The organism is Halomonas sp. SpR8 (assembly GCF_031010195.1).
In the GTDB taxonomy this organism is placed as follows: domain Bacteria; phylum Pseudomonadota; class Gammaproteobacteria; order Pseudomonadales; family Halomonadaceae; genus Vreelandella.
The window spans coordinates 362,905-389,677 of sequence record NZ_JAUAMC010000001.1 but is presented as its reverse complement, the minus strand read 5'-3'; the positions used below and the strand labels follow the sequence as shown (position 1 = coordinate 389,677).

The window sequence follows — 26,773 nt, the reverse complement described above, 5'->3', positions numbered from 1 at the left end:
CTAAATCCGGATGTGGGAGTCTGTGACGGAGTAGCGGCCAAGGCTGATATGACTAGTATGGTAGTATGGAGGCAATAGAGAAACCCCTAGACGCTTATACTTTGGTCGCCCAGTGTCAGAGACAGTGGAGTTAGCTAAAGTGGGCTCAGTGAATAATTGAGTAACCCATGCTGAAACTTGATCAGATACACAAAACCTATATGACGCCCCAGGGCCCCTTGAGGGTGCTCGAGAATGTATCCTTAACACTGGCGCCGGGCCAAAGCTTGGCGCTAATGGGCGAGTCCGGCAGCGGCAAATCCACCCTACTCCACCTAGCTGCCGGGTTAGACCTGCCCGATCAAGGCCATATTGCTTTAGCAGGCCAAAATCTCGCGTCTTTAGCTGAGCCCGCCCGCGCTAAATTGCGTCGTGAACAATTAGGCTTGGTATTTCAGCAGTTTCATTTAGTACCCAGCCTATCTGTCATTGACAATCTACGCTTACAGGCACGCTTGGCTAAACGCGAAGATGCCGACTGGTCAGCCCACTTAATCGAGCGACTTGGGCTTGAGGGTCTTGAAAAGCGCTATCCTGAACAGCTCTCTGGTGGACAACAGCAGCGCCTAGCGATTGGACGAGCTCTGGCGCTACGCCCAGCACTACTGCTGGCAGATGAACCCACAGGCAATTTGGATGAAACCACGGCCGATGAGGTACTTGAACTGTTGTTAAGCCTTGTGCACGAAACCCAGTGCGCCCTGCTCATCGTCACACACAGCCTGCAAGTGGCGGCACCGCTAGATCGCTGTCTACGCCTGCGCCACGGTCGTCTACTAGACGCGGCGCTATGACCCAGATTCTATCCACGCTACTTAGCCACTACCGACGTCATCCTGGCCAATTAGCGATGCTACTTCTCGGCCTGTGGGTTGCTAGCGCTTTGTGGAGTGGCATCCAGGCGATCAATGCCACCGCTCGCGACAGCTACGCCCGCGCCGATGCGCTGTTTGACACCCAGTTGGATCAGCTTGAGCGTCGCGATGGCGCCCCGCTCACCCTCACCGACTATCACGCTCTACGCCAATCAGGTTTGCCAGTCTCGCCCATGCTCGAGGGTGAAGTTGTTACCCAAGATGGTACCCGGCTAACGCTGATCGGCATTGACCCGCTGACGCTCTCCAGCAATAACGCGCTGAGCCAAACGGACTCTTCAGCGTCGCTAACCGACTTTCTAGCCCCTCCGTGGCAAACACGCGCAGCGCCGGATACTCTGGCAGCCTTGGGGCTAGAACGAGCAGATGCACCGGGGGCCACACCGCTACTGGCAGATGGAAACCGCCTTCCTCCGTTGGTGTTGTCGCCTCCCTTACCGCCTAACACGCTGATCATGGATATTGCGGCGGCGGCCCGCATACTCTCAAGCGGTGATAAAGTAACGCGCATTGTCACAGCCCCTGACACGCTAACCGAAGCACCTGACGGCTTGATGTTGACCCGCGCCACCAGCTTAGCCACGCCGGGACAATTAACCGAAAGCTTTCACCTGAACCTCACTGCGTTAGGACTGCTAGCCTGGATAGTTGGGCTATTTATTGTTCAGGCCGCTCTTGGTCTAGCGCTGGAGCAGCGTTTAGGCATGCTGCGTACCCTGCGGGTACTCGGCGTGTCGGGGCGCGGATTGATCTTAGCGCTCAGTTTAGAGCTGATCCTATTGGGAATCATCGGCGCACTTGCCGGCATCGCTAGCGGCGTATGGCTAGCACGCGTATTACTCCCAGATGTCGCGGCCACCCTCGGCTCGCTGTATGGCGCAGGTGTTGGTCAAGAACTTAATCTGCCCTGGCACTACTGGACAGGAGGGTTAGCCGTCAGTCTGGGCGGTTTATTACTGGCAAGCAGCGGCGTGTTGTGGCGTGCGGCCCGCTTAAACATGCTGCAATTAGGCCAGATGCAGGCCTGGCGCAGCGGTTATCGGCGTCAATTAATGCTTATGGGCATCGCTGGCGCACTCGCCTTGATTACTGCGTTAACGCTATATGGATGGTTACGTTTTCACCCGCCTGGCGAAGGCTTAGTGGCGGGCTTTGGATTGATTGCCGCGCTGCTACTGGCCAGCGCCCTGTGGCTGCCGCTCTTGTTAGCACTGGTACTAAAAGGGCTCACCACCCTAACCCGCCGGCGTCCGCTTATTCACTGGGCATTTGCGGATATGCAGCTTCAGCTGCCTAAACTTTCGCTGGCCATGATGGCACTGCTGATAGCACTAGCAACCAATCTTGGCGTAGGTAGCATGGTCGGTGGCTTTCGCCTCACGTTTCTCGACTGGCTTGATCAGCGCTTAGTCGCCCCACTCTATTTAAATGCTCCCGCCGAGCAGTACGCTGATATTGACGCCTGGCTGGCTGAGCGCGACGACGTATCCGAGCGCCTGCTTACTCGACGCAGTAACGCGACGCTTCAGTCAGTCGACTCCGCAAAAGGCAGCCGCACTTTGGGCGGTCCAGTTGAGCTTTACGGCATCACTCCAGGTGAGTCACTGACACCGCATTGGCCGCTATTAGCAACACAGCAAGGTCGCTCATCCGCTTGGGCAGCATTTGACGAGGGCTCAGCGTTTGTTAATGAACAGCTTGCCACGGCGGAGAACCTTTCCACCGGTGATCGCCTCACTCTAAGCGCACCGGGTATCAACGAGACGTTGACCATCGCCGCTATTTATCCCGACTACGGCAATCCCAGTGGGCAGATATTGATGGCCTCGCCGCAGTTGGCTGCGCGTTTTGATGCACCGCCTAGCTCGATGGGGCTGGTACTGAGTGACAACGCCGACGTTGAAGCCTTGCGTACCGCGCTTAATGAACGCTTTGACCTGGGCCGCGATGCGCTGACCGATCAAGCAGAGATCAAACGCATCGCTACCGAAATTTTTGAGCGCACCTTTACCATTACGCGAGCACTTAACGTATTGACCTTAGCGGTCGCGGCCCTTGCGCTACTGGCCAGTCTATTGGCCCAAGCGCGCACCCGGCGCCAGCAGTTAGCCCCACTCTGGGCACTGGGTGTACCCCGATCACAACTAGCATGGTTAAACTTGGCGCAGCTAGGTGGTGCTGCATTAGTGACCGGCCTGCTAGCCATACCACTGGGTATCGCGATTACCTGGGGCTTAGTGGCGATCATCAATGTGGCCGCCTTTGGTTGGCGACTGCCGCTCTATCTGTTTCCTGGGGAAATCACCGTGACGCTCGCCATGGCCATGGCCGTCGCCGTGGCGCTGCTGGCCGCGGCCATTCCCGCGCTGCGATTTTGGCGCGCCTCACCGCGTGCGCTTCTAGCTGAAGAGACTCATCAATGAGCATACGGCCAATATTCATTATCTTTGTTGCACTGATGCTTCACGGCTGCGGCGAGGAAAATACAGCGCCAACCAATAGCGCAGGCTTTGCCGGGTTGGGCCAGGACGCGGACGGTTTCCAACACGCCGAGTCAAACTCATCACTTACCTTTCCAGCGGATCATTCAGCGCACCCGGATTACCGTATCGAATGGTGGTATTTAACCGCCAATTTAGAAGATGAGTCCGGCGAGCCTCTCGGCCTGCAGTGGACACTATTTCGTCAGGCGTTGATGGCGCCCAGCGGGCGCCCCGAACCAACGCCCTGGGCCGCTGATCAACTCTGGATGGCCCATATGGCACTCTCCCAGGACGAGCAGCACCACGTCGCTGAGCGCTTTGGCCGCAGCCACTCGCAAGCGCTGTTGACGACACCTAACGACAGCCAGGCAGGCGTAATCGCGAGCCCCTTTCACGCTTGGCTGGATGATTGGCAGCTTAAAGCAAACGATGAAGCCGATAACCGCAATTTCGATAACCTTACCCTCACCGCCTATAGCGGCGAAGACGCATCGCGGTTTGGTTATACGCTGGAACTTACCGCCGAAGGGCCGCTGGTATTGCACGGCGACGGTGGGTTCAGTCAAAAAGCCGCCAACGGTCAAGGCTCGATGTACTACAGCCAGCCGTTCTGGCATATAGAAGGCGATGTCACCCTCAACGGCGAGACTAAAACCGTCAGCGGTCGCGGCTGGCTGGATCGCGAATGGAGCAGCCAACTGCTGGATGCCCGCCAATCCGGCTGGGACTGGTTCTCGATTCACTTTGATGACGGCCACAAGCTAATGGCCTTTCAACTGCGTGGCGGTGGTGATGACAGCGATAATTCAGGCAGTGAACCCGGCGCCGACTACCGCTCCGGCACCTTGATAACGCCGGAAGGTAGAGCCACCCCCTTGGTTAACAACGACATCACACTCACACCGCTGGCAAGCTCGGCAGTCGCCGGGCGCGAGGTGCCCACCCAATGGCGGTTGGAAATACCGTCAGTGGAAATCGATATCAACATTGAAGCCCCTCACGCCAACCGCTGGATGACCACCAGCGTGCCCTATTGGGAAGGCGAAGTAGGGGTCAACGACCGCGCCAGCGGCGAACCGCTGGGCGAGGGGTATCTCGAAATGACCGGGTATTAAATTCAAATCGTTAATAAATAGAGCTAAAAAACAGGGCTCATACAAACGGCTATTCAGTCGTCGATATCCGCGATAAAAGCAGCAAGATTGGCGATATCATCATCAGATAAATCGGTAGCGTTGGGAATCATCAGGAAAGAGTTTGAGCCTACCTTCTCCCCAGCCCGGTAAGTCTCAAGACGCGAAGTAATATAATCCGCATCCCGTTCGGCTAACGAGGGGAAACTGGCCATGCCTTTCGCAGAGGGGCCGTGGCACTGAGCACATGCATCTGCGTACAGCGTTTCACCTGCGCCCTTGTCAGCTGCCTGTACAGTGGCCGCCCCCATCGTCAACGTAGTCGCAATAACTAATAATAGTGATATTTTCATTAGTGGCCTTTTTCTCAATAGATGAGGCTTGTTCCCAAAGTCGAAAAGAATTAAACGATTGCAGCCGCACTGCTAAGTGACAGCGCGGCTGCAGCAAGCTCACTCCGGCGAGATGCGGTAAATGCTGCCCTCATCGACTGCGGTATAAAGGTCACCGTCCGGGCCGAGTACAATCGACCGGAAGCGGGCCGACCCCATGGGCAGGGACATTTCAGAAACGTCATTGACCGAAAGGCCATCCTCAGCGATATCGATCAGATTAATACGCTGCCCTACCGGCGTACCGCCAAAACCGATCCCCATAAAGCCAACCAACAGGCGGCCATCCCAGTCCCCCCACTGTTCACCGGTTAAAAACTCGGTCGCCACCATACCCTGCGAAAGACCATCATTGCCCCAGGCAGGCTGCATGGCATCGGGGTAGGTTTCGAAGTCGGTCACCGGCATATAAGCTGCCCGCTCTTCTGGATCCATCCCTTCGGTTTGGTTGGGTTCATAACCACAGTAGTCGTCCGGGCAGTCTTCGCGACCGGCCATATTAGGGCGCGGATCCCAGCCGCTGTTGCCCCCATTCACCAGCGCGTTGATCTCATCCGAGTGCCAGGGACCATGCTCGGTCACGATTGGCTGACCGGTACTCGGGTGGAAGGTGATGCCCTGTACGTTGCGATGGCCGTAGGTATAGATGCGTGGATCGAAGCCCTCAGGCGGTTCGTTGCCTTCGGCAGCTTCGCCATCTCGGTCAATGCGCAGCACCTTACCACCGAGAAGCTCCGGTGACTGCGGGAGTTCACTGTTATGGTTATCGCCAGTGGTCACGTAGAGATAACCGTCATCCGGACTGAAGCGAATACGGCCGCCATTATGGGCGCCAGCGTCGCCAAACGGATGATCGGTGGCAGCGGGTTTATAGGGGATGTCATCGACAATGTCGGTGCGATCCGCCACCTCATTAAAATCACTGTTTACCGTCATGCGCAGCACGCGATTAGTGCGTGGCTCAGACATATTGGAAGCAGAGTAGACGTAGACCGTGCGGTTTTCGTCAAAATCAGGATCGACGGCAACGCCGTTCATACCCGCCTGCCCCTCGCAGACAAGATCATCTGCCGTGGTGGCATAGTCGTCAGTGCCTTCCATACCGAGCAGATGCTCAACCTCACCATCAGGGAGTCGCACCGACAGCCCACGGCACCGTTCTGTGAAAAACATCGTCCCATCAGGCAGAAAAGCCATATCCCATGGGTTTTCAAGGCCGCTTAGCACCTCGGTTTGGTTGAGTTCGGGCCCATTATTGGCAGTCGCGATGGCTGGGAAACCGATAATCGCCGCAGAAGCGATGAACGCAGCTAGCGGCCTCAGAGAGGTTTTCTGAGACCAGGTTTTTTGAGACCAGACTTGTTGAGACGAGGGTTGTTGAGACCAGGGTTTTTGAGACATTGAAGACTCTCCTTCTATTTGTTTTTGTAATTTTTTATCAGTTTTGTATCAATCTTGGTAAACGCTTATTTAGTTTAGATCGGCAAAGCTGGCGGTCAATATTTGCCTTTCAACCGTGCCTGATCGAAACATCATTCAAGGTGAGAAGTATGAAGAGGCCATGTCACTTGGGGCAGTTTATGTATAGTGAATGACGCTTTTTGACAACTCTTTGCTGTGTATCGCGACACACTAGTAAGCGAATAAACTGCTTACGAGAGAGCGCGCCATGAATCGCAATGTCATCCTCACCTGTGCCGTCACTGGCGCGGGTGATACCACCGCTAAAAACCCCAATGTGCCGGTCACCCCCAAAGCCATCGCGGCCTCCTGCATCGAAGCAGCCCGTGCCGGCGCCAGCATCGCGCATATCCACGTTCGCGACCCGCAAACCGGCGGCATCAGCCACTCAACCGAGCAGTTCCGTGAAGTGATGGAGCGCGTTCGCGAAGCGGATGTGGATATTGTTATGAACATTACCGCAGGCGGTGGTGGTGACTGGATACCGGATGCCACCGACCCCACCCGCGGCGGTCCAGGCACTGATATTCAAACACCTGCAGAGCGCCACGCACCGGTCGGTGAGCTGCTCCCCGAGCTGTGCACGCTGGACTGCGGCAGCCTCAATTTTGGCGACATGGTCTACGTAAACCCCGCCGACTGGCTGCGCGAACACGCCCGTTTGGTGCAAGCCGCAGGTGTCAAGCCAGAACTGGAATGCTTTGATTTAGGGCATGTCTGGTTTGCCCGCCAGCTTCAGCAAGAAGGCTTGATCGATGGCGACCCGCTCTACCAACTCTGCCTGGGTATCCCCTGGGGTGCCGAAGCGGACACCGAAACCATGCTCGCCATGCGCAACAAGTTGCCGGAAAATGCCAACTGGGCGGCGTTCGGCATTGGTCGCCACCAGATGCCCATGGTCGCCCAAGCGGTGCTGCTGGGTGGCCACGCCCGAGTGGGCTTGGAAGATAATCTGTTTTTAGAGAAAGGCGTATTGGCCAACAACGGCCAACTGGTGGAGAAAGCCGCGACGATTATTGACAACCTCGGCGCCCGCGTAATGACACCCGCGGAAACGCGCGTACATCTTCGATTGCGTGGCCCAGAACTGCGCGCCTCGACTGGAGGTGATGCATGAGCCGTTTAGCCGTAATTGGAACCGGCGTGATTGGCAACGGCTGGATTGCCCGCGCCCTCGCCCAAGGTTGGGACGTGGTTGCCTTCGACCCAGATCCACAAGCGCCTGAGCGCACCCGTGCGTTTATCGACAACGCCTGGCCCTCGTTAGTCCAACTGGGTCTGGCACCTAATGCCAACCCGGAGCGGCTAACGTTTGCGGCCACGGCCGAAGAGGCCGTGATTGGCGCAGAGCTAATCCAAGAAAACGTCCCCGAGCGCCTTGAACTCAAGCAAGCAATTTTGGCCACTATTGATGCCGCCGCGTCACCAGACGTTATCATTGGCTCGTCGACTTCTGGCTTTAAGCCCACTGATCTACAGCGAAACTGCCGCCAAGCCCCTGGCCGCGTGATCGTCGCTCACCCCTTCAATCCAGTGTATTTACTGCCATTGGTGGAGATTGTGGGCGGCGAAGCCACCCAGCCAGCGCAGATTGCCACCGCCCGGGGAATGTATCAGTCGCTCGCCATGCGCCCGCTGGTGGTTCGCCGTGAAATTGAGGGCCATATCGCCGACCGTTTGATGGAGGCGCTATGGCGGGAAGCCCTCCACTTAGTCAACGATGGCGTGGCCACCACCGAAGAAATCGACGCGGCGGTGGTTTACGGCTGCGGGCTGCGCTGGCCGTTAATGGGCACGTTTTTAACCTTCCACTTGGCGGGCGGCGAGCCAGGCATGCGCCATATGCTGGAGCAGTTCGGCCCAGCGTTAAAACTACCCTGGACCAAACTGGAAGCTCCAGAACTTACCGACGAACTGATTGATAAAGTGGTAGAAGGTTGTGAACATCAGGCTGCGGGACGCTCGGTGGCTACACTGGATAAGCGTCGCGATGACTTCCTGGTCGAGCTACTTGAAGTAGTGCAGAAGTACTGGCCCGAAGCCGAAGGCTTAAAAGGACGCATTTAATGATCATTTATGAAACCCAGGTTGCTCCCGAGTGGGTCGACTACAACGGTCACATGAACGACGCGGAGTACGCCCGCGTCTTCTCTCAGGCCTGTGAAGCGCTGATCGATCAGATCGGGCTGGATGAGGCGGGACGGGAGCACTACGGCTACACGATTTATACCCTGGAAACCCATCTCTGCTATCGCCGTGAAGCCCACCAGGGCCAGCCGCTCAATGTCGACCTGACGCTACTCGACAGCGATGCGAAACGGCTGCACGTGTTTTTCGCCATGTTCGATGACGAAGGCAACTTACTGGCGACCAGTGAACAGATGCTAATGGGCATGAAACAAGCGTCAGGTCGGCCAAGTCCATTTCCAGCGGAGATTGCAAACCGCATCGAAAAACTGCCCAAAGCAAATAGCGAAGCGTGGCCGGAACTTGCCGGCCGCACCATCGGTATTCGGCGCTAAGGGTTACTTCAACGATGATCGTAGACGCCTTTATACAGCGCTTTAGCGCAGGGCTGGCCGTTATGGAGGAACGGCCCTTACCTCAAGCAAGACGCGCCTACGAAAAGCTCTGCCGCTCGTTCTCCCCACCCGACCCGACCGGCATGCAGATCGAAAATGGCACGATTAACGACGTTAGCGTGCGCCTCTTTATCCCTCAGCAGCAGGCTACGGGATGCGTGCTGTTTATACATGGCGGCGGCTTCACCATCGGCTCAGCCGAGAGTCATCACGGCCCCGCCGCCAGCCTAGCCCACGCACTCGGTCATGAAGTGGTCAGCGTCAACTACCGGCTTGCGCCGGAGGTAGCTTACCCCGCCATGCTGGCGGACTGCCAAACGGTGCTAGATGCGCTACAGCCTGTTGCGCTTGTCGGTGACAGCGCGGGCGGACGATTAGCGATCGACCTTGCCCACCCATTGAGCGAAGCCCCGCCACTGGGGTTGATCTACCCAGCCGTTGGCGAGCTCTCACGTGAGTGTCTTGGGGAGGATGCACCGCTGCTCTCACGCAGCGACGTAATTAGTATTCGCCAACACTGCCCAGAGATCAGCGCAGCCGAGCGAGATCGCGCCCCACCCGCCACTCGCATCGAAGTACTGACGGTGGAGCACGACCCATTAACACGCCCTATTGAAGCGGCGGTAGCTAACTGGCGGGCGGAGGGCGCTTCGGTGGGCTATGGGTGTGCACCGCAGATGGTCCACGCCGCTCTGCACGCTCAATCGCAGCTACCCGATATGGGCAGCGCGTGGCAACACTTTTGCCACGCGCTCAAGCAAGGTCTCAATGGTTACAAAGTCTAAATGGTTAAGAGTCGAACTGGGCCCGCACCTGCTCAATAGCGGATTCACCTTCGCGGGTTTCAACGCCTTCTAGCCACTCAGCCACGGTATCTAAGTTGTTGCCCATCCACTCATGCGCCACTTCATCCGCCCGGCGCTCTTCATAGCTGTACTCGTGCACCCATTCGTTTTGATCTTCAATATCGATCAAGTATTGCGATAAAAAGCGGTGAACCTGGGGGGCCTCGTCAGCTAGGCTCGCTGGGGTAATGGTCCACACCGTGCTTTCTATAGTAGCCACGCCGGCATCATCGCTATCGGCTAAATAGGCCAAGTCAAAGCTCACGTTCATCCAGTGAGGTTCCCAGCCGACAAACGTTACCCACTCTTCATCGGCCATTTTCTGCTCGGCCTGGGCAAGCATGGCCGAGGTAGAACTTTCGCGCAGCTCCCAATCGCCTAGTCCCGCAAGATCGTTGTCAATGGCGTTGAGAATCGCATCGTTGATGCCGGTGCCCGCTTCGATGCCCTGGATTTCACCATCGAACTGATCGCGGTGCTCGGCAAGCTCAGCGACCGTCGTAACGCCCGCATCGTAAACGTACTGGGGAACCACCAGTCCGGAATTGGCACCACGGATATTTGATACCACTTTTTCCACTTTACCGTCGGCAACCAACGGCTCGACCATATCGGTCTGAACCGGATACCAGCCGCCTAAATAGATTTCCAGATCGTTACGCGATAAACCTTCCAGAATGACGCTCACGGCTAGATCCTGCTGGCGGGTGTCGTACCCCATCGTTTCGAGCAGTTGGGCAGCCACTTCGGATTTAACCGTTACGCCAGGCCACGGCGGCACTCCAAAACGCAGCTCATCAAGCTCCGCCATGGCGGGCGTGGCGGCAAGCGCAGAGAGTAAAAAACCGGCGTTTAGCGATAACGATTTGGTCGTAACAGACATTGATCTAAACCTCTTATTCGTTGGGTTTAGTCAGTATGCGCGGCTTCTTCTCTTCTACTAGGCATAAGGCGACGCTTACCAGGCATTACACGACACTTGCTGCTTGAATTCAGGCCTTAAACGCCTTTCTCCCGTACCTGCCGAGGAGAATAGCCATAATGCGTTCGAAACGAACGCGAAAAGCTAGATGATGAACTGAACCCGCAGGCTAATCCCACCGCCAGAACCGAGAGATCTGTTTCCACTAGCAGCCGCCGGGCGCGTTTGATGCGCAGTTGCAAATACCACTGCCGTGGGCTCACGCTTAGCTCCTGTTCAAACAGACGCTGCAGTTGGCGCACCGACACATCCACACGGCCTGCCACTCTTTCAAGGGTTAGCGGTTCTTCGAGGTTTTGCTCCATCAGCGCCACCGCTTCCACCACGCGCCGGTTATGAGTACCTAAGCGTTTCACTAGCGCCATACGCTGTTGATCGCTACGGGTGCGAATACGGTCATGAATCAATTGCTCGGAAACATCAATGGCTAACTTAGCGCCATGGCGCCGAGCGATCACTTCAAGCGCCATATCCATCGCTGCCGCCCCACCCGCGCAAGAGAAGCGTCGCTCGCCCAGCTCGTACAGCTCATCGGTGGTAGCAATGCCTGGAAAGCGTTCGCGAAAGGCAGGCAGGCTCTCCCAATGAAGTGCCACCCGCTCGTGTTTTAACAGCCCGGTGGCAGCCAACAAAAAAGCCCCGGTATCAATACCGCCTATACAACATCCCGCCTGATCCAACTGGTGCAGCCACGCCATTAACGGCCGGGTAAGATGCGCCTCAGGTGTAAAGCCACTGCAAACCGCCAGCGACGGAAGATGGTGGACATCCGCTGTTGGTTGATCCGCGATTAACGTCATACCGTTGGACGCCGTCACTGGGCCGCCGTCCGAACTGATCAAGGTCCAATCAAACAGCGGCCGGTTGGCAATGCGGTTAGCGATTCGCAGTGGCTCCACCGCCGCAAAAAAAGCCATCATCGAAAACTGCGGTAACAGTAAAAACCCCACCAATTCAGGCATCGGGCCTTGGTAACTAAGACGCATAGCGCTGCCCCAAGTAATACATTTAGGGTACCATCCGCCCCATAACGTAGCGTATTAGCGGGGCGCAAACATGAACATCACACATCTAGAGCACATCATTATAGCGCTGGTCATTCAGCTATTATTACTGCCTCTGACCTCTGCTCGAGTGGCTGGTACCGTCGCTGTTGCGCTATTACTCGGCCGCGAGATAGCACAGCACGAATATCGACTGGGCATCCAAAGAGGATGGGAGTGGGGTGAAACGCTACCAGTAGGGATGCTAGAAGGTGTTTGGCGCGGTTGGACGTTGGATTCTGCCCTTGACGTCTTGCTTCCAGCAATGGCATGCGGGACGGTAGCACTTATATCTTGCGCTAAACGGCTGAGAACCACCGAACACCGCTAGCCCCTCATGAACCCCCATCTAAAAGCGCTTACCGGTAACGATTAGTCATTGTCGAGATGCTCTTTGCGATAAAGCTGCCACTGATTTTCGACCCTGCCATCAGGCAAGCGGCAATACCTGCCGGTGCCTAAACTGGTTTCCTGCACTTCGGTCTGCCCACCAACGCTCTCGCAATATTCAGCAGCGTACTGCGTCATCTGGTTTGGAGAACTGGCATCTCCCCCGCCGCTAGCGCAACCAGCGAGCAGCACTACGGCAGCAATTATCGAACAGCGATAGCTGATATTTGAAAACTTAGTACTTAAAAACGTAGCACTTAAAAACATCTTGATTCCCTCCGTAGCCGTTTAATTAACCGGCCAGTTGTCATTCTACGTTTGCCGAGGCCGAAATCTGTAGCTAGGCTGTAACTAGCCACTTACAGTGTACAAGCATTGTCGATGGCTTTTAAGCACATCATTCATAAGGAGAGTGAAGCTATGTCCAGCCCTGAGCACAAGCAGAAAATCTGGAAGATGATTAAGGATATCAAAGTCGGCATGCTCGTTACCGAAGATCACGATATACCCAGAGCGCGTCCCATGCACTTGGTACAAGAAGAGTACGACGGCACCCTGTGGCTCTTCACCCGCCGCAGTGCCGAAAAAGTATTTGAAACCAAAAGCGATCACGATGTGTGCCTTAGCTTCTCCGACCAGGAAGATGGCGTCTACGTCTCGCTATCGGGTAAAGCCAACCTGACCGATAACCGCGAACTGATCGAGAAATACTGGAACCCCTTCATCGCCGCCTGGTTCCCGGAAGGTAAAGACGACCCAGACGTTGCCCTGCTGGAAATTAAAGTAGAGATGGGCGAACACTGGAAAGCCAAAGAGAGCAAGACGTTCCAGCTCTACGAAATCGCCAAAGCCAACCTCAAAAAGGACGCTACCCCGAACCTTGGTGAGAATGAAAAGTTCGGTGGGTAACTTCCTTCTCAAGCGCCCCGCTGCCGGGGCGCTTTCCAGTTTACTGGTCGTCAAAGGTCGCCGTATGAGACCGCCGTAATCGCATTCTCAGCAAGCCCCACCGGCACCCGAGATTCCGCCAATCTAAGAGTAGGAAAGGTAGCAAGAGATGCCCTGCACTTTCGGATCATCGAAGCGCTTCACTTCAAAAGATGGCTTAGCGTTTAGTATTGGTAATGATAGTTAACACCTACGCCAACCGCTGTAATATCGTAATCGCTTTCATCTAAATAGGACATATATTCCAAGTTGGCCGATACGGTAGGCGTGAATTGAGCCTGGATGCCTGCACCATAGGAAGCTCCCGACTCACGCTCAGTGGCGGAATAGCCTAATATTTCTACAGAGGCCTCAATATAAGTGTAACCCAGCACACCATATAACGAGACATTCGTCTCTCCTAGCGGTACGTGTCCGACGGCATAGAGCCCCGCTAAAGTATCTAAATCTGCATCCACTTCCAGATCCCCGGCCACGCTATTTTGTCCTTGTGAAATAGATCCTGAAATAGAGCCGGAATCACTTGTCAAACCTGCCCCCACCCGTCCTTCTATTGCAATAAAATCGATAACGTTATAGCCGAGTTTCGCGATCGCGGCAGTGGGTTTTAATGATGAGATAGAATCAATATTAACCAAGGTATTAGAGTCAACGTAAATAGGTGAACCGGGAGCATCAATATCGATATCAACTTGTGCTGCCTGAATACCCACATAGCCAGTTCCAGCACTTTGCGCTGTTTGGGCAGCCGCTGCGGAAGCAGCAAGCAGCGAAGAAATAGCGATGCCGGTCAGAAGTTGGAGTTTCATTTTTTGTCCCCTTGCACGTATGCATTTTATATTAATGGTAAGCCTTCTTTGGCTGGAAAATTATACCTTTGCTAAGAAAAATTCATAGCAAAAAAGCCTTACAAGCTTTGATAGCCCACTTTAGATTCAATGGAGTGCATACCACTTCTTTTTAGCATTTGCGCTTCGTACTTCTATAAATAGGTAATACCCCATTATTTAGCGCGTGGGCGGGGTGACAACGGCGCGGCGTGGGTCGCGGCTGGTGTGGGGGCGATTGGCTGGCAACATCACCGCATGAGGCCTCGCAGGCCTTGCTCAAGGCTCGACTCCCTAACGCACCAACGCCCCGCACAAAGGCGAGGCGTTGGCCATACGTTGGCAATTGAGCGGCGTCGGTGCTGCTAAAGCCGTCTATGCTGTGGGTACAAACGTTTATATGTATATTGGGCTGATACAAAAAACCCGCCTCATCAAGGGCGGGTTCGAAGATCGATAGCCGGATTATGCTTTGCTTTGCTCATACTTAGCGAGAACGCTGTTTTGGCGTTCAATCGCTTTTCCTAAAACTTGACCATAAACACGTTTCTTCTCTCTGGAAGACGCTCCGCGGATGAACGCTGAGAAGGATGACTCCCTAACCTCGACTTCCTTTTGGCCTTTCATGAATGCGAACATTTTAATCACCTGGTTTTTTGCAGCGCCCTTATCAGGGATTCGCGAGTGTATTTCTCGGGGATGTGCGTGTCAATCCTGTCGACATTGTCTTTGTAGTACTTCATAGAGCAGTCATTGTTTTTGACAAGTAAATCAATACTTACGCTCCTTTGAAATTCAGCTTTTATTCTATGCACAACATCTCTAGAGCTAAAATATTGTTCTACAAAGCTTTCTACGGGTATTCGCCGCCCTTCACTGGCCTCTCTCGCCTCAACAAACTTCCAAGCTTGTAACGGATCTTGATAAACGAAAAGGACTTGAACATACCGATTACGCCCGACAGATCTCCTTATATTCTTCTCTGCAGCATCGTACCTTGCAAAGGTTCCGTCAAGGAGAAAGCTTTGCCTGTTATCCAAGGCCATATCATGGATTTTATCGACAAGAATGGACACGGCATGCTGGAATAACCACGAGTTGCTACCTGTATAATCCTCAAATTCGCTGCGCAGTTCGTCGGGGTCGATACGTAAAATCGGAGAGCCTCCTTCCGACTCAACGAATTTGAGTAGTTCAAGAGATGATTCTGTTTTTCCGGCACCGGGTGATCCCGCCATAAAAACGGAAACAGGATCAGCTTCCTTTGGATAGATCGTCTTGTCAGTTAATCTTTTAGCTATTTTCTTTTTATTTTTTCTTGCAAATTCAACAGCTTTCTCTTTTATCGGGTCATCAGTCATATTTTTAACTCAATAACTACTCGCTTTTCCATGATGATAAGCCTGGGTCATAAAATGCTATCAACTACTCTTAAAATCTCATTAAATTTAGCACTAATTCACCCCATCATAGCAAGCTCTTGCTCTGATGCGACATAAATCAATGCGAAAAGCGAATACCAGGGCCAACGCCCCGCACAAAGGCGGGGCGTTGGCCATACGCTAGCTCATGGTTAGGTGATGCTTATGCGCTGCCGAGATCGTAATCTAGGCCGATCCCTCAGTTGGTTTAAAGCACCATGGCAGCAACCCAGCCGAACACAATCAGCGGAATGTTATAGTGCAGGAAGGTGGGCACCACGCTATCCCAGATATGGTCATGCTGCCCATCGGCATTGAGGCCTGCGGTGGGCCCCAGGGTGGAGTCTGACGCGGGTGAGCCAGCGTCGCCCAGGGCGGCGGCCGTGCCCACCAGTGCGACTGTCGCCATAGGGGAAAAACCAAAGCTCAATGCCAAAGGCACATAGAGCGAAGCAATAATGGGAATGGTCGAAAACGAAGAGCCAATGCCCATGGTGATAAACAGCCCTACCAGCAGCATAATCAACGCGGCCAGGCCTTTATTGTCACCGATAAGCTCGGCAGAACTCGCCACCAGCCCTTCCACCTCGCCACTGGCCTGCATCACACTGGCAAAACCTGCCGCTGAAATCATGATAAAGCCGACCAGGGCCATCATCCGCATCCCTTCGGTAAAGATACCGTCCTGCTCATGCCAGCGGAAAACGCCACTCATGGAGAGCAAGGCAAACCCGAAGATACCACCCAGCACCATAGAGCCCGTCATCAGTTGCACGGTGACCGTACCTATTAGGGAAATAACCAACATGGCCTTTTGCCACCCGGCAAGATAAAGCGCAGCTTCCTGGGGCGATTTATCCCCATGGGCCAACTCACGATCTTGGTAGTCACGCCCTTTGCGATAACTCCAGAACACGGCCACCGCTAACCCTAATGCCATGCCACCAATGGGAATCGCCATCGCCAGTGGCACCATTTGGCGGGTCACTTCTAATCCCAGCGCCGCCCCGCTTTCGTTAAGGTTAGCGAGCAGGATGTCATTCAGGAATATCGCCCCAAAACCCACGGGCAGTAGCATGTAAGGTGCCGTGATACCGAAGGTAATCACGCAAGCTACCAGTCGCCGGTCAAGCTTCAGATGATTCATCAGCTTTAGCAGCGGCGGTACCAGCACTGGAATAAAAGCAATATGGACAGGAATCAGGTTCTGTGAGCTGACCGCCGCGGCTAGCAGCGCCGCCAGCAGTGTATAGGTCACCGTGCGGCGGCCACCTCCGGACTCATCTAGCTGGAAGCGCCTTATGGCCCGGCTGGCCAGCAGCTCGGTGATACCAGAACGGGATAAAGCGACGGCAAAGGCGCCTAACACCGCGTAAGAGAGCGCGATGGTGGCGCCATTTCCCAGCCCCTCATTAAAGGCGTCAAGGATCTCGCCAATCGGCATACCCGCGTATAACCCACCGACCAGCGTGGCGACGATAAGCGCAAACACAACTGAAACGCGCGCAAGACTCAAGCCGACCATCACCAGGATAGCCAGAACGATAGCATTCATGAAAAGCCTACTTTGTTGTTAGATGGTAAATAGTGCGTTCCCTATGGCCTTGGAACGTCACAGCCTAGCGCCATAGGGAAGCATGAAACGCCTTAATGCTGGCTTGGTAGCGTGTGCGGATGAGCCAGTGGGGTTAACGTGCGCTCGCGTATCAGGTCGCTGGCAGCTTCGATATCCGGTGCGAAGAAGCGATCCTGTGTGTAGTGGGTGACGCGGGCACGCAGTAGTTGCCTGGCTTGCTCTAGCGGCTGGGTAGTGGTCAAGCCCTGGCGCATGTCCAACCCCTGGCACGCCCCTAACCATTCGATGGCTAAAATACCGCATACATTCTCGGCCATTTCCCACAGCCGTTTACCGGCGGCTGGTGCCATGGAGACATGGTCTTCCTGATTAGCCGAGGTAGGCAGGCTGTCGACACTGTGCGGGTGCGCCAAGGCTTTATTTTCACTTGCCAGAGCGGCGGCGGTGACCTGGGCGATCATAAACCCGGAATTGACCCCGCCGTTCTCGACCAGAAATGGCGGTAGCTGAGACATGTGTTTGTCCATCATCAACGAGACACGACGCTCGGCAAGAGAACCGATCTCAGCGATGGCTAACGCCAGGTTGTCAGCGGCCATGGCCACCGGTTCAGCATGAAAATTACCGCCGGAAATAATGTCATCCTGCTCGGCAAAGACCAGCGGGTTATCAGAGACCGCGTTGATTTCCACCGCCAGCACCTCGGCTGCCTGGCGGATCTGCGTTAGCACAGCGCCCATCACCTGTGGCTGGCAGCGCAGCGAGTAGGGATCCTGGACTTTATCGCAGTTGGCATGGGAGTCGCCGACGGCGCTCTGTTCACCGAGCAGATGGCGGTAAGCGGCAGCGGCGTCAATTTGGCCGCGCTGGCCACGCACCTCATGAATGCGGGCGTCGAAGGGTGAACGTGACCCCAGGGTGGCTTCTACGGTTAGCGAACCGCATACCGTCGCCGCCGCAAACAGATCTTCAGCATCGAAGAGCCCCCGCAAGGCATAGGCGGTGGATACCTGGGTGCCATTAAGCAGCGCCAGGCCCTCTTTGGGTGCCAGCGTGATGGGCGCCAGCCCAGCGATTTCCAACGCCTTTGTGGCGGAAATCCACTCGCCTTTGTAGCGGGCCTTGCCTTCGCCCAGCAGCACAACGCTCATATGCGCCAGGGGCGCCAAATCACCGGATGCCCCTACCGATCCTTTCAGAGGAATATGCGGATACACCTCGGCATTGATCAGTGCCACCAGGGCATCCAATACTTCACGGCGGATACCGGAGAAGCCTCTTGCCAAACTGTTGACCTTGAGCACCATAATCAAACGCACCAGCGCATCATCTATCGCCACTCCCACGCCAGTGGCATGAGAAAGCACCAGGGAGCTTTGTAACGCTTCAAGGTCTTCGTTCGCGATACGGGTCTGCGCCAATAAACCAAACCCTGTATTAATGCCATACACCGTGCGATTTTCGCTGACGACTCGGTTAACGCAATCGACGCTTCGCTGAATATCCGCATTGGCGCTTTCCGGTAACGTAACAGGCACATGCGCTTGATGGATCTGGCGGGCCTGGGCAAGGGTCATTTTGCCAGGCTGAATTTCTAGATGTTTCATTTGATCGCCTTTAGAAACAGGAAGGTGGTCACCCCACCTTCTTCGTTGCTGTCTATTTTATCTATGTCTATTTTAACTATGGCTATTTTAGCTACGACTGTTTTAGCTACTGTATTTGTGCGGGCTTTATTGATTGACCATCGGCAAATCAAGGCCGTTTTCCTGGGCACACTGCTTGGCGATGTCATAGCCTGCATCGGCATGGCGCATCACGCCGGTGCCCGGGTCGTTGCGCAGCACGCGGCCTAAGCGGGCGTGGGCATCATCGCTGCCGTCACACACAATCACTACGCCAGAGTGCTGGGAGTAACCCATGCCGACCCCGCCGCCATGGTGTAGCGACACCCAAGTGGCACCGCCTGCGGTGTTGAGCAGCGCGTTGAGCAGTGGCCAGTCGGAGACAGCGTCAGAACCATCCATCATCGCCTCGGTTTCGCGGTTGGGGCTGGCAACGGAACCCGAGTCGAGGTGATCGCGACCGATAACGATCGGTGCTTTTAGCTCGCCACTCTTGACCATTTCGTTGAAGGCCTGCCCCAGGCGGGCACGATCTTTAAGCCCCACCCAGCAGATGCGTGCTGGCAACCCCTGGAAGCTGATGCGCTCGCGCGCCATGTCGAGCCAGTTATGCAAGTGCGGGTCGTCGGGAATAAGCTCTTTGACCTTCTGGTCGGTCTTATAAATGTCCTCTGGATCCCCAGAGAGCGCCACCCAGCGGAAGGGGCCTATGCCCTGGCAAAAGAGCGGACGGATATAGGCGGGCACAAAGCCTGGAAAATCAAAGGCGTTGGCAACCCCCTCCTCCATTGCCATCTGGCGAATGTTATTACCGTAATCAAAGGTGGGGACGCCCATTTTCTGGAAGTCGAGCATCGCTTGCACATGCACCGCCATCGATTGCTTGGCCGCTTTCACGGTAGTTTCAGGCTCGGACTTGCCACGGGCCACGTACTCCTCCCATGTCCAGCCGGAAGGCAGGTAACCGTGTAGCGGGTCGTGAGCGCTGGTTTGATCCGTGACCATATCCGGCTTAATGCCGCGTTTGATCAGTTCCGGCAGCACATCGGCGGCGTTACCGCACAGGCCAATAGAGATAGCCTTGCCTTCGGCGGTATAGCGCTCAATACGCGCCAGGGCGTCATCCAGGTTGTCAGCCTGCTCATCCAGATAGCGGGTGCGCAGGCGGAAGTCGAGGCTCGCCTGCCGACACTCAATATTTAGCGAACAGGCACCGGCCAACGTCGCCGCCAACGGCTGAGCGCCGCCCATGCCACCCAGTCCAGCGGTCAGAATCCAGCGCCCCTTGAGTTCACCATCGTAGTGCTGGCGACCCGCCTCAACAAAGGTTTCATAGGTGCCTTGCACAATGCCCTGGGAGCCGATGTAGATCCAAGAACCCGCCGTCATCTGGCCGTACATCATTAGGCCTTTGCGATCTAGTTCGTTGAAGTGCTCCCAGTTAGCCCAGGCGGGTACCAGATTGGAGTTGGCGATCAATACCCGGGGCGCATCCTTATGGGTTTCGAAGACACCGACGGGTTTACCCGACTGCACTAGCAGCGTCTGGGTATCTTCCAAGCGCTGTAGCGTTTCGACGATTTTGTCGTAGCACGCCCAGTCACGGGCAGCGCGGCCGATGCCGCCATAAACCACTAAATCCTCTGGGCTTTCGGCCACATCCGGATGAAGGTTGTTCATCAGCATACGAAGCGGCGCTTCGGTCAGCCAGCTTTTACAGCTGAGTTCAGTACCGGTCGGCGCAATGATCTTACGTGAAGCATCGTGACGTTTATCGTTGGTTGGCATAGCGTCATTCCTTGTGTTTCTGTTCGTTATTCGTTGGTCTAGAGGTGTGCCCTGTCAGTCATCCGGGGCTCGCTTTCGAAATTCAGTTATCTAAGGTCAGCAAATGCACGAGCCGCGCCGCCGCTCTGGCGGTACGGCCGTCGATATCCAGGCTGGGGTTAAGCTCTGCCAAGTCCGCGAGGCGCAGCTTGCCGCTGTCACGCACCGCTTCTACAAGCGGCTCTATCAAGGCAAGCGAAACACCACGTGCGGCGGGTGCACTCACGCCGGGGGCTTCGGCAGCAGGCAGCACGTCCAAGTCGATGGTCAGGTAAAGGTGGTCGCATTTGGCGATGAAGCGCTGCACGTCTCTGACGATAGAATCCAGGCGTAGCGCATCGATCTCGCGATCTTCACGAATCAATGTTCCGAGCGCGTTGGCGCGCTTAAACAAGGCGCGCGTATTAGCAGCGCGGCTTACCCCCAGGCAGGCGTAGCGAAACGACCAGCCGTGCTTTTGGCACTGGTCGGCAATCTGCGCAAAGGGTGTGCCTGAGGAGCGGATATGCGCTGGATCGCGCAAATCGAAGTGTGCGTCCAAGTTGATGATGCCAATCCGCGGCGCGAGACCTTCTGGCCAAGTCTCTTTTGAAGCTGACACTTCTGGCATAAAAAACTGCGCCAGACCGAGCCAACTGGCGTAGGCCACTTCATGCCCACCGCCCAGCACAATAGGTAGATGCCCAGCGGTTAATAGTGACGTCAGGCGATCCGCCAGCGCTTGTTGCGCAGTCTCTAGTGCATCATCAGCACAACGTACATTGCCTGCATCGTAAGCGGGCGCTGTGCGATGCCAGGCCAACGGCGCCAACGCACGGCGTAACGCATTTGGGCCTTCAGCAGCACCGGTGCGGCCCTGGTTACGCGCAACACCTGCATCACTTTCGAAGCCCAGCAGTGCACACCCCGGCACGGCGTTGTTGGCTAGCGGCACAATACGCTGATGCCAACGATCACTATCGGGTTCAGGATCCATGCGCCCCTGCCAGAGCGACATATCCATGGGCGTATCAGCGGCCATGGGTTAACTCCCCCTGATAAACGCGCTGCCGTAGGCGGCCTGGCTGTACCGCGTAGGCCAGTTCAGCGGGTGTCTCAATATCCCAGATACACAGGTCAGCCACCGCGCCTTCGTGAAGCCGCCCCTCTCCTTTCAAGCCTAGCGCGGCAGCCCCATGGGCGGTCATGCCTGCCAACGCCTCCTGGGGCGTCATGCGGAACAGCGTGCAAGCCAGATTGAGCATTAACGTGGGCATAAAGATCGGCGAGCTGCCAGGGTTGGCGTCGGTCGCTACCGCCATGGGCACGCCCGCTTCGCGCAGCCCCGCAATAGGCGGCTGCTGGGTTTCACGCAGGGTGTGGAAAGCACCGGGGAGAATGACGGCCACGCTGCCTGCTTCGCGCATGGCAGCAATACCGGCGTCATCAAGATACTCAATATGGTCAGCAGACAATGCACCGTGGCGGGCAGCCATCGCAGCGCCCCCCAGGTTCGAGAGTTGCTCGGCATGCGCTTTGATGGGTAAGCCATGAGCCTGCGCTGCTTTAAAAACTCGCTCACATTGCGCTACTGAAAAGGCGATCTTTTCACAAAAGACATCGACGGCATCGGCCAACCCTTCCGCCGCTGCGGCAGGAATCATTTCATTGCAGACCAGATCGATATAGCCGTCGCTATCGTTCTCATACTCCGGCGGCAAGGCATGGGCGCCTAACAGTGTTGTAAATATGCGTACTGGCAACTCGTCACCTAAACGCCGAGCGACCCGCAGCATCTTCAGTTCATTAGCCACGTCCAAGCCATAGCCTGACTTGATCTCGACCGTGGTAACGCCATCCTTAATCAGCGCTTCAAGGCGTGGCAAGGCAGCATTGAAGAGCGCTTGTTCACTCGCTTCCCGGGTCGCAAAAACGGTACTCAGAATGCCTCCGCCACGGCGCGCAATCTCTTCATAACTGGCGCCTTCCAAACGCGCCTCGAACTCGTCAGCGCGTGCGCCGCCAAACACCAGATGCGTATGGCAATCCACCAGACCGGGCGTCATGACGCCGCCCCGCCCCATATCGTGGCAACCCTCAGCCTGTGACTCATCGAAGCCATCCATAGGCGTCATAGTGACAACACGCTCATCTTGAGTAATGACGGCCATGGGCTCCGGCAACGTTTTCAGCCCATCGAAGACACTGATATCGCGCCAGATATAGCGCCGTTTGTTATTAGCCATGGAGGTCTCCTTGGAGCAAACATAATGTATATACAATTAAGCCCATGCCGGTTTCCTTCGTCAAGCCGTGAACCAAGCAAACAAGCACTAAGAAATGTCTAAAAAATCACCGTTAAATGGTTAAAAACCATAAATAACAATTAATTATGTTAATAATTCATCAAACAAAAGATCATATAACACCCACCCTACTAGACTAATGTCTACTGCTAGGTGCTATACGCAAATGCCGTATGGGGTTAGCTTATTGTATATACATAAAACAAACCCAAGTCATCAGAACGATAACCACACAATTAGAGGCCTCGCCATGCACCCCATAGACCCGCCCACCAGGCAGCGAGCTAGCGCTGCCACTATCTTTAAACTATTTGTGCCTAGTGCTCTGGGCATCCTGATCTTTTTTGTTCCCATTGAGCTAGGGGGGCGAAGCACTATCCTGCTTGACCATATGGTTACAGGACTGCGCTCATTGATGGGCGAATACAGCGGCATCTATGCGTTAGTTATGATCGTGGCGGGCGCCGCCTACCCCCTGCTTAAAGGCTATTGGCGGCGAACAGTGACTGAAAGCATTTTCACGGTGCTGAAAATCATGGGGGTCGTTGTTGCCGTCATGGCGCTAACGGGTTGGGGCCCAGCGTTTCTGCACGAACCGGACATGCTGCCCTTCCTGTTCGAGAAACTGGTGATACCGGTAGGTTTAATCGTGCCGATTGGGGCTATTTTCCTGGCACTGCTGATCAGCTATGGGTTGCTGGAATTGATTGGCGTACTGGTTCAGCCGGTAATGCGGCCCATCTGGCGTACCCCTGGGCGCTCGGCAATCGATGCCGTTGCTTCTTTTGTGGGTAGTTACTCGATCGGGCTATTGATTACCAATCGGGTTTATCAAGCGGGACAGTATTCAGCGCGGGAAGCCGCCATCATTGCCACCGGTTTTTCCACGGTATCGGCAACGTTCATGATCATCGTGGCGCGTACGCTGGATCTGATGAGCATTTGGAATTGGTACTTCTGGCTCACACTGGTGATTACGTTCATCGTCACGGCGATCACGGTGCGGCTGCCACCTCTGGCAAGCATGGATGACCAGAAGCGTGACGGAGAACCGGAGGCAATCGCGGGGAAACGCTTGAGCACCGCCTGGCAAGCAGGCACGGAGGTTGCCGCCAACGCGCCCAGCCTTCACCGCAGCGTAGCGCTCAACTTTAAAGAAGGGTTGATAATGGCCATCAGCATCCTGCCGTCGATCATGTCGGTAGGCTTAATCGGGCTACTCATCGCCAAGTACACGCCGTTATTTGAGTGGTTGGGATGGCTGTTTTATCCCTTTGTCGCCATTTGGGGGCTAGACGACGCCGCAGCGCTGGCCCAAGCATCTGCTTCCGGGTTGGCAGAAATGTTCTTACCGGCACTGCTGATGGCCGAGGCCGAATTCGTCGCCCGTTTCGCTGCAGGCGTGGTGTCAGTCTCCGCCGTGCTGTTCTTCTCTGCGTCGATCCCCTGCATTCTCTCTACCAGTATTCCGCTTTCGGTAGGCCGCATGCTAATCGTGTGGTTTATTCGCGTTGCCTTGAGCTTGCTACTTGCGGTGCCCGCGGGCTACCTGGCTCAGTCACTGATCAGTTGAATACCCGCATTAACGATCAATCACGAGGTCGAAGGAACCGACCTCGCTGGTTTTTTTCGCTGGGCTCTTAACATCGATTTAAGCGGTTTTTCGTTGCAGGGAGGAGCGTAACTTATAGCGATCGCCAGGGTGGATCAGGCGCGCATAGCTAATCAAATGCTCATCAGACCAGGTGCGCCGCACCATGCTCAAGCAAGGAGTCTGGGTATCAATACTTAGCCATTTTGCCGTTTGCTCATCCACGAGCACCGCTTCAACAATGTGCTCCATATCCGTCATGGGGCAGGCGGCGACCAGCACCTCATTCGGCGTATGGCGTGAAAAATCGGTGTCCAGATAATCAGGCACCCAGCGTGGATTAACGTAGCGGTTCTCAAGCTGAATCGGAATGTCATTCTCATGATGCACCAAGAGGGTATGAAATACCCGGCTCCCAAGCCGCACGCCTAACCGCAGTGCCACTTCATCATCGGCCTCAATCGCCTCTTGGGTGATCACCTTATTGCTGTAACGATGCCCACGCGAAAGCACTTCTTCGGCAATGTTGTATACCTCCACCAGAGAGGACTCAACCTTACGATCGGTAACGAAGGTGCCGACGCCGGGTTGACGCACGAGGTACCCTTGCTGCACTAAATCTCTAATGGCTTTATTGGCCGTCATCCGGCTCACGCCAAAGTCTTTCGCCAGCCGCTCTTCCGTAGGTATCTGATGATTCAGTTGCCAATCACCACACTGAATCTTATCCAGCAGATGTTGACGGATCTGCTGATAGAGAGGAGGACGCGTCATGAAGCTCCTTTTCGATTAAGACCGTTTGTCTATACAGATATCTTACTAGCCTTGGTTAACAAAGCACACTACTGCCAAGTCAACGTTATGGTTCAGGAGCCGGTGTAGCGCAAATGTCTAGTTTCGCATAACTCGTTACCCCTACAGCCCAGCAATAGCAGGCTTCAATGCAATTTTGTAAAAGTCACTAAGCGAACACCGCAAGCGGCTAAGTGGGGACGCAACGAAAGAGGAAGTGACCAGACCTTCACCTTCAAGCCCCTGCATGTAAAGTCAGTGATCTCGGTCATTGGCTCATACCCTCGTGGTATCATTCCGCCCCTCCTATAGCCCCATCAAGCTTGAAGCCTAACCATCTCCTAATAAGCACCGCTCGGCGTCACATAAAATCATTGTCTTCTATTAATACAATAAATATCGCTTAAACACGGACTAGCTTCAGCAAAGGTTCAAAGGAATACATTGCTGGCCGCCGTCCTGATGCTTCTTCGACTGTACGTATAATATCGTTATCCAGCATAGTTCTAGTAAACCTTGCAGCAGTAGCAGCCGGAATACCACTCTGTGAAGTAAATTTATTATTACGAAAAACAGGATTCGTGAACACAAAATCTAGAGCAGTGACGCTCCATTTCGAAGATAATAACTCGGCAAATAAAACCTTCATTTCTTCATATAAACTCCTTATATTTTCAGCAATAGTTAAATTCCGGATTGCCTGTTGCTCTACCGCTTCTAGAAAAAAAGAACACCATTCATCCCAATCCCCTGTCTCTGATACTCGCCTCATCGTATCAATGTACTCATCCTTATTTTCTTCAAAATACCCACTGATATAAAAATGAGGTGCTGAAATAGTTCCGTATTTCCATAGCATCAATGTTATCAACATCCTCCCAATTCTTCCGTTACCATCCTTAAACGGATGTAAGGCCTCAAATTCTATGTGCGCCAATGCTGCTTTAACGAGAGTTGGGCTGGGGTCTTCATTGATATACTTGAACAAAACATCTAAACCATCCTGCAGCCGCTCTGGACTAACGGGAATAAAAAGTATTTTCTTTTTATTTCTATCTGCCAAATAATTTTGCTCAACTTTAAACTTTCCTGGTGACTTTGATGCTCCTCTACCAAATGATAAAAGGCGCTGATGTATGCCTTTAAGCAACGATTGAGAAACTGGATACCCATCATCAAGTGCTTTTTGAGCGGCTTTTAATGCCCTTTGATAAAGTATTGTTTCAATAACCTCAGATCTTACACTTGATGTATAAGCTGTCTCATTTTCATGATCAGCCTCATATTGCAAGACCTCATCCATTGTACTAACAGTACCCTCCATCCTAGAAGAAATAACTGCTTCTTGATTCCTTAAAGGGGCCAGTAGTATTTCGCTATTGTGCATATTTTTCAACATTTGATCATAGCGTGCAACTGCGTCAGTCGCTTTTATAAGCTTGTCCACAAACCTACTGTAATCTATTTTTTGAGGCGGAAATTTATCGTAGTGATAATTCACAGCTTCGTCTAAATTTAAATCCATACCATTTGCCTCTCAAATTCGCGTTTTTTTTAACGCCAAATATAGTACATCATATTTATCAATTTTTGAGAGTCAACATTTTTCAATAACTCTATGCATCACGGCTCATGAGGCACAGCTTAGGTTAGAAT

The 26,773-nt window shown here is 54.3% G+C and carries 24 protein-coding genes; 9 read left to right on the top strand and 15 right to left on the bottom strand.

The features are described from left to right. Positions 1-167: 167 nt before the first annotated feature. From QT230_RS01715 to QT230_RS01705, 3 genes are read left to right on the top strand one after another with little or no spacing between them, the layout of a single operon-like run. Positions 168-833: an ATP-binding cassette domain-containing protein gene (locus tag QT230_RS01715; RefSeq protein WP_308319759.1), complete on the top strand. Its 666-nt coding sequence runs from the start codon at positions 168-170 to the stop codon at positions 831-833. Beyond that, complete coding sequence (locus QT230_RS01710) at positions 830-3,337, top strand: ABC transporter permease (protein WP_308319758.1); 2,508 nt, start codon at positions 830-832, stop codon at positions 3,335-3,337. Before QT230_RS01715 ends, QT230_RS01710 begins: the two co-directional genes overlap by 4 nt. After that, positions 3,334-4,512: a lipocalin-like domain-containing protein gene (locus QT230_RS01705; RefSeq protein ID WP_308319757.1), complete on the top strand. Its 1,179-nt coding sequence runs from the start codon at positions 3,334-3,336 to the stop codon at positions 4,510-4,512. Before QT230_RS01710 ends, QT230_RS01705 begins: the two co-directional genes overlap by 4 nt. Positions 4,513-4,565: 53 nt before the next feature. On the opposite strand, the gene QT230_RS01700 is transcribed toward QT230_RS01705, so the two are convergent. Together QT230_RS01700 and QT230_RS01695 are read right to left on the bottom strand one after the other, a co-directional pair. Further along, a complete protein-coding gene (locus QT230_RS01700; protein ID WP_308319756.1) occupies positions 4,566-4,883 on the bottom strand; it encodes a c-type cytochrome in 318 nt (105 codons plus the stop codon). Between the two features lie 99 nt (positions 4,884-4,982). Further along, positions 4,983-6,323 (bottom strand): PQQ-dependent sugar dehydrogenase, encoded by a 1,341-nt coding sequence (locus QT230_RS01695; RefSeq protein WP_308319755.1) that lies wholly within the window; start codon positions 6,321-6,323, stop codon positions 4,983-4,985. 268 nt (positions 6,324-6,591) lie between these two features. Between QT230_RS01695 and QT230_RS01690 the strand changes: the two genes are divergently transcribed. The 4 genes from QT230_RS01690 to QT230_RS01675 are packed head-to-tail and all read left to right on the top strand — an operon-like array spanning position 6,592 to position 9,750. Beyond that, positions 6,592-7,500 (top strand): 3-keto-5-aminohexanoate cleavage protein, encoded by a 909-nt coding sequence (locus QT230_RS01690; protein ID WP_308319754.1) that lies wholly within the window; start codon positions 6,592-6,594, stop codon positions 7,498-7,500. Then, complete coding sequence (locus QT230_RS01685) at positions 7,497-8,450, top strand: L-carnitine dehydrogenase (RefSeq protein ID WP_308319753.1); 954 nt, start codon at positions 7,497-7,499, stop codon at positions 8,448-8,450. Before QT230_RS01690 ends, QT230_RS01685 begins: the two co-directional genes overlap by 4 nt. Further along, positions 8,450-8,905 carry a thioesterase family protein gene (locus QT230_RS01680; RefSeq protein ID WP_308319752.1) on the top strand — a complete coding sequence of 152 codons (456 nt, stop codon included), beginning with the start codon at positions 8,450-8,452 and terminating at the stop codon, positions 8,903-8,905. The genes QT230_RS01685 and QT230_RS01680 overlap by 1 nt, the downstream gene beginning before the upstream one ends. A gap of 14 nt (positions 8,906-8,919) precedes the next feature. Then, entirely contained in the window at positions 8,920-9,750 is an 831-nt protein-coding gene (locus tag QT230_RS01675) for an alpha/beta hydrolase (RefSeq protein WP_308319751.1), read from the top strand. Positions 9,751-9,754: 4 nt separating this feature from the next. Here the strand turns inward: QT230_RS01675 and QT230_RS01670 are convergent, their stop codons facing one another. From QT230_RS01670 to QT230_RS01660, 3 genes are all read right to left on the bottom strand, one after another. After that, positions 9,755-10,693: an ABC transporter substrate-binding protein gene (locus tag QT230_RS01670; RefSeq protein WP_308319750.1), complete on the bottom strand. Its 939-nt coding sequence runs from the start codon at positions 10,691-10,693 to the stop codon at positions 9,755-9,757. A 116-nt stretch (positions 10,694-10,809) separates the two neighbouring features. Next, positions 10,810-11,778: a GlxA family transcriptional regulator gene (locus tag QT230_RS01665; protein ID WP_308319749.1), complete on the bottom strand. Its 969-nt coding sequence runs from the start codon at positions 11,776-11,778 to the stop codon at positions 10,810-10,812. A gap of 429 nt (positions 11,779-12,207) precedes the next feature. Continuing rightward, positions 12,208-12,492 carry a DUF333 domain-containing protein gene (locus QT230_RS01660; RefSeq protein WP_308319748.1) on the bottom strand — a complete coding sequence of 95 codons (285 nt, stop codon included), beginning with the start codon at positions 12,490-12,492 and terminating at the stop codon, positions 12,208-12,210. A gap of 153 nt (positions 12,493-12,645) precedes the next feature. On the opposite strand from QT230_RS01660, the gene QT230_RS01655 reads away from it, so the two are divergent. Then, complete coding sequence (locus QT230_RS01655) at positions 12,646-13,134, top strand: pyridoxamine 5'-phosphate oxidase family protein (protein ID WP_308319747.1); 489 nt, start codon at positions 12,646-12,648, stop codon at positions 13,132-13,134. A 123-nt stretch (positions 13,135-13,257) separates the two neighbouring features. On the opposite strand, the gene QT230_RS01650 is transcribed toward QT230_RS01655, so the two are convergent. From QT230_RS01650 to hutI, 8 genes are all read right to left on the bottom strand, one after another. Next, positions 13,258-13,317, bottom strand: a complete 60-nt coding sequence (locus tag QT230_RS01650; protein ID WP_308320107.1) for a hypothetical protein — start codon at positions 13,315-13,317, stop codon at positions 13,258-13,260. A gap of 20 nt (positions 13,318-13,337) precedes the next feature. Beyond that, the gene (locus QT230_RS01645) at positions 13,338-13,982 is read right to left on the bottom strand and encodes an outer membrane beta-barrel protein (RefSeq protein ID WP_308319746.1); all 645 of its coding nucleotides are present in this window, start codon (positions 13,980-13,982) and stop codon (positions 13,338-13,340) included. Between the two features lie 662 nt (positions 13,983-14,644). Beyond that, positions 14,645-15,361 carry a zeta toxin family protein gene (locus tag QT230_RS01640; protein WP_308319745.1) on the bottom strand — a complete coding sequence of 239 codons (717 nt, stop codon included), beginning with the start codon at positions 15,359-15,361 and terminating at the stop codon, positions 14,645-14,647. Between the two features lie 268 nt (positions 15,362-15,629). Next, positions 15,630-16,976 (bottom strand): Na+/H+ antiporter family protein, encoded by a 1,347-nt coding sequence (locus tag QT230_RS01635; RefSeq protein WP_308319744.1) that lies wholly within the window; start codon positions 16,974-16,976, stop codon positions 15,630-15,632. Positions 16,977-17,068: 92 nt separating this feature from the next. Beyond that, positions 17,069-18,604 (bottom strand): histidine ammonia-lyase, encoded by a 1,536-nt coding sequence (gene hutH, locus QT230_RS01630; protein WP_308319743.1) that lies wholly within the window; start codon positions 18,602-18,604, stop codon positions 17,069-17,071. A gap of 126 nt (positions 18,605-18,730) precedes the next feature. Continuing rightward, positions 18,731-20,410: a urocanate hydratase gene (gene hutU, locus QT230_RS01625; RefSeq protein ID WP_308319742.1), complete on the bottom strand. Its 1,680-nt coding sequence runs from the start codon at positions 20,408-20,410 to the stop codon at positions 18,731-18,733. Positions 20,411-20,492: 82 nt separating this feature from the next. Further along, positions 20,493-21,470, bottom strand: a complete 978-nt coding sequence (gene hutG, locus QT230_RS01620) for a formimidoylglutamase (protein WP_308319741.1) — start codon at positions 21,468-21,470, stop codon at positions 20,493-20,495. Then, positions 21,460-22,674, bottom strand: a complete 1,215-nt coding sequence (gene hutI, locus QT230_RS01615) for an imidazolonepropionase (RefSeq protein ID WP_308319740.1) — start codon at positions 22,672-22,674, stop codon at positions 21,460-21,462. Before hutI ends, hutG begins: the two co-directional genes overlap by 11 nt. A gap of 310 nt (positions 22,675-22,984) precedes the next feature. On the opposite strand from hutI, the gene QT230_RS01610 reads away from it, so the two are divergent. Next, the gene (locus QT230_RS01610; RefSeq protein WP_308319739.1) at positions 22,985-24,307 is read left to right on the top strand and encodes a YjiH family protein; all 1,323 of its coding nucleotides are present in this window, start codon (positions 22,985-22,987) and stop codon (positions 24,305-24,307) included. A 78-nt stretch (positions 24,308-24,385) separates the two neighbouring features. On the opposite strand, the gene hutC is transcribed toward QT230_RS01610, so the two are convergent. After that, on the bottom strand, positions 24,386-25,099 hold the full coding sequence (gene hutC, locus QT230_RS01605) for a histidine utilization repressor (protein WP_308319738.1): 714 nt from the start codon (positions 25,097-25,099) through the stop codon (positions 24,386-24,388). Between the two features lie 421 nt (positions 25,100-25,520). After that, positions 25,521-26,642 carry a Fic/DOC family N-terminal domain-containing protein gene (locus tag QT230_RS01600; protein WP_308319737.1) on the bottom strand — a complete coding sequence of 374 codons (1,122 nt, stop codon included), beginning with the start codon at positions 26,640-26,642 and terminating at the stop codon, positions 25,521-25,523. Between the last annotated feature and the right edge of the window lie 131 nt (positions 26,643-26,773).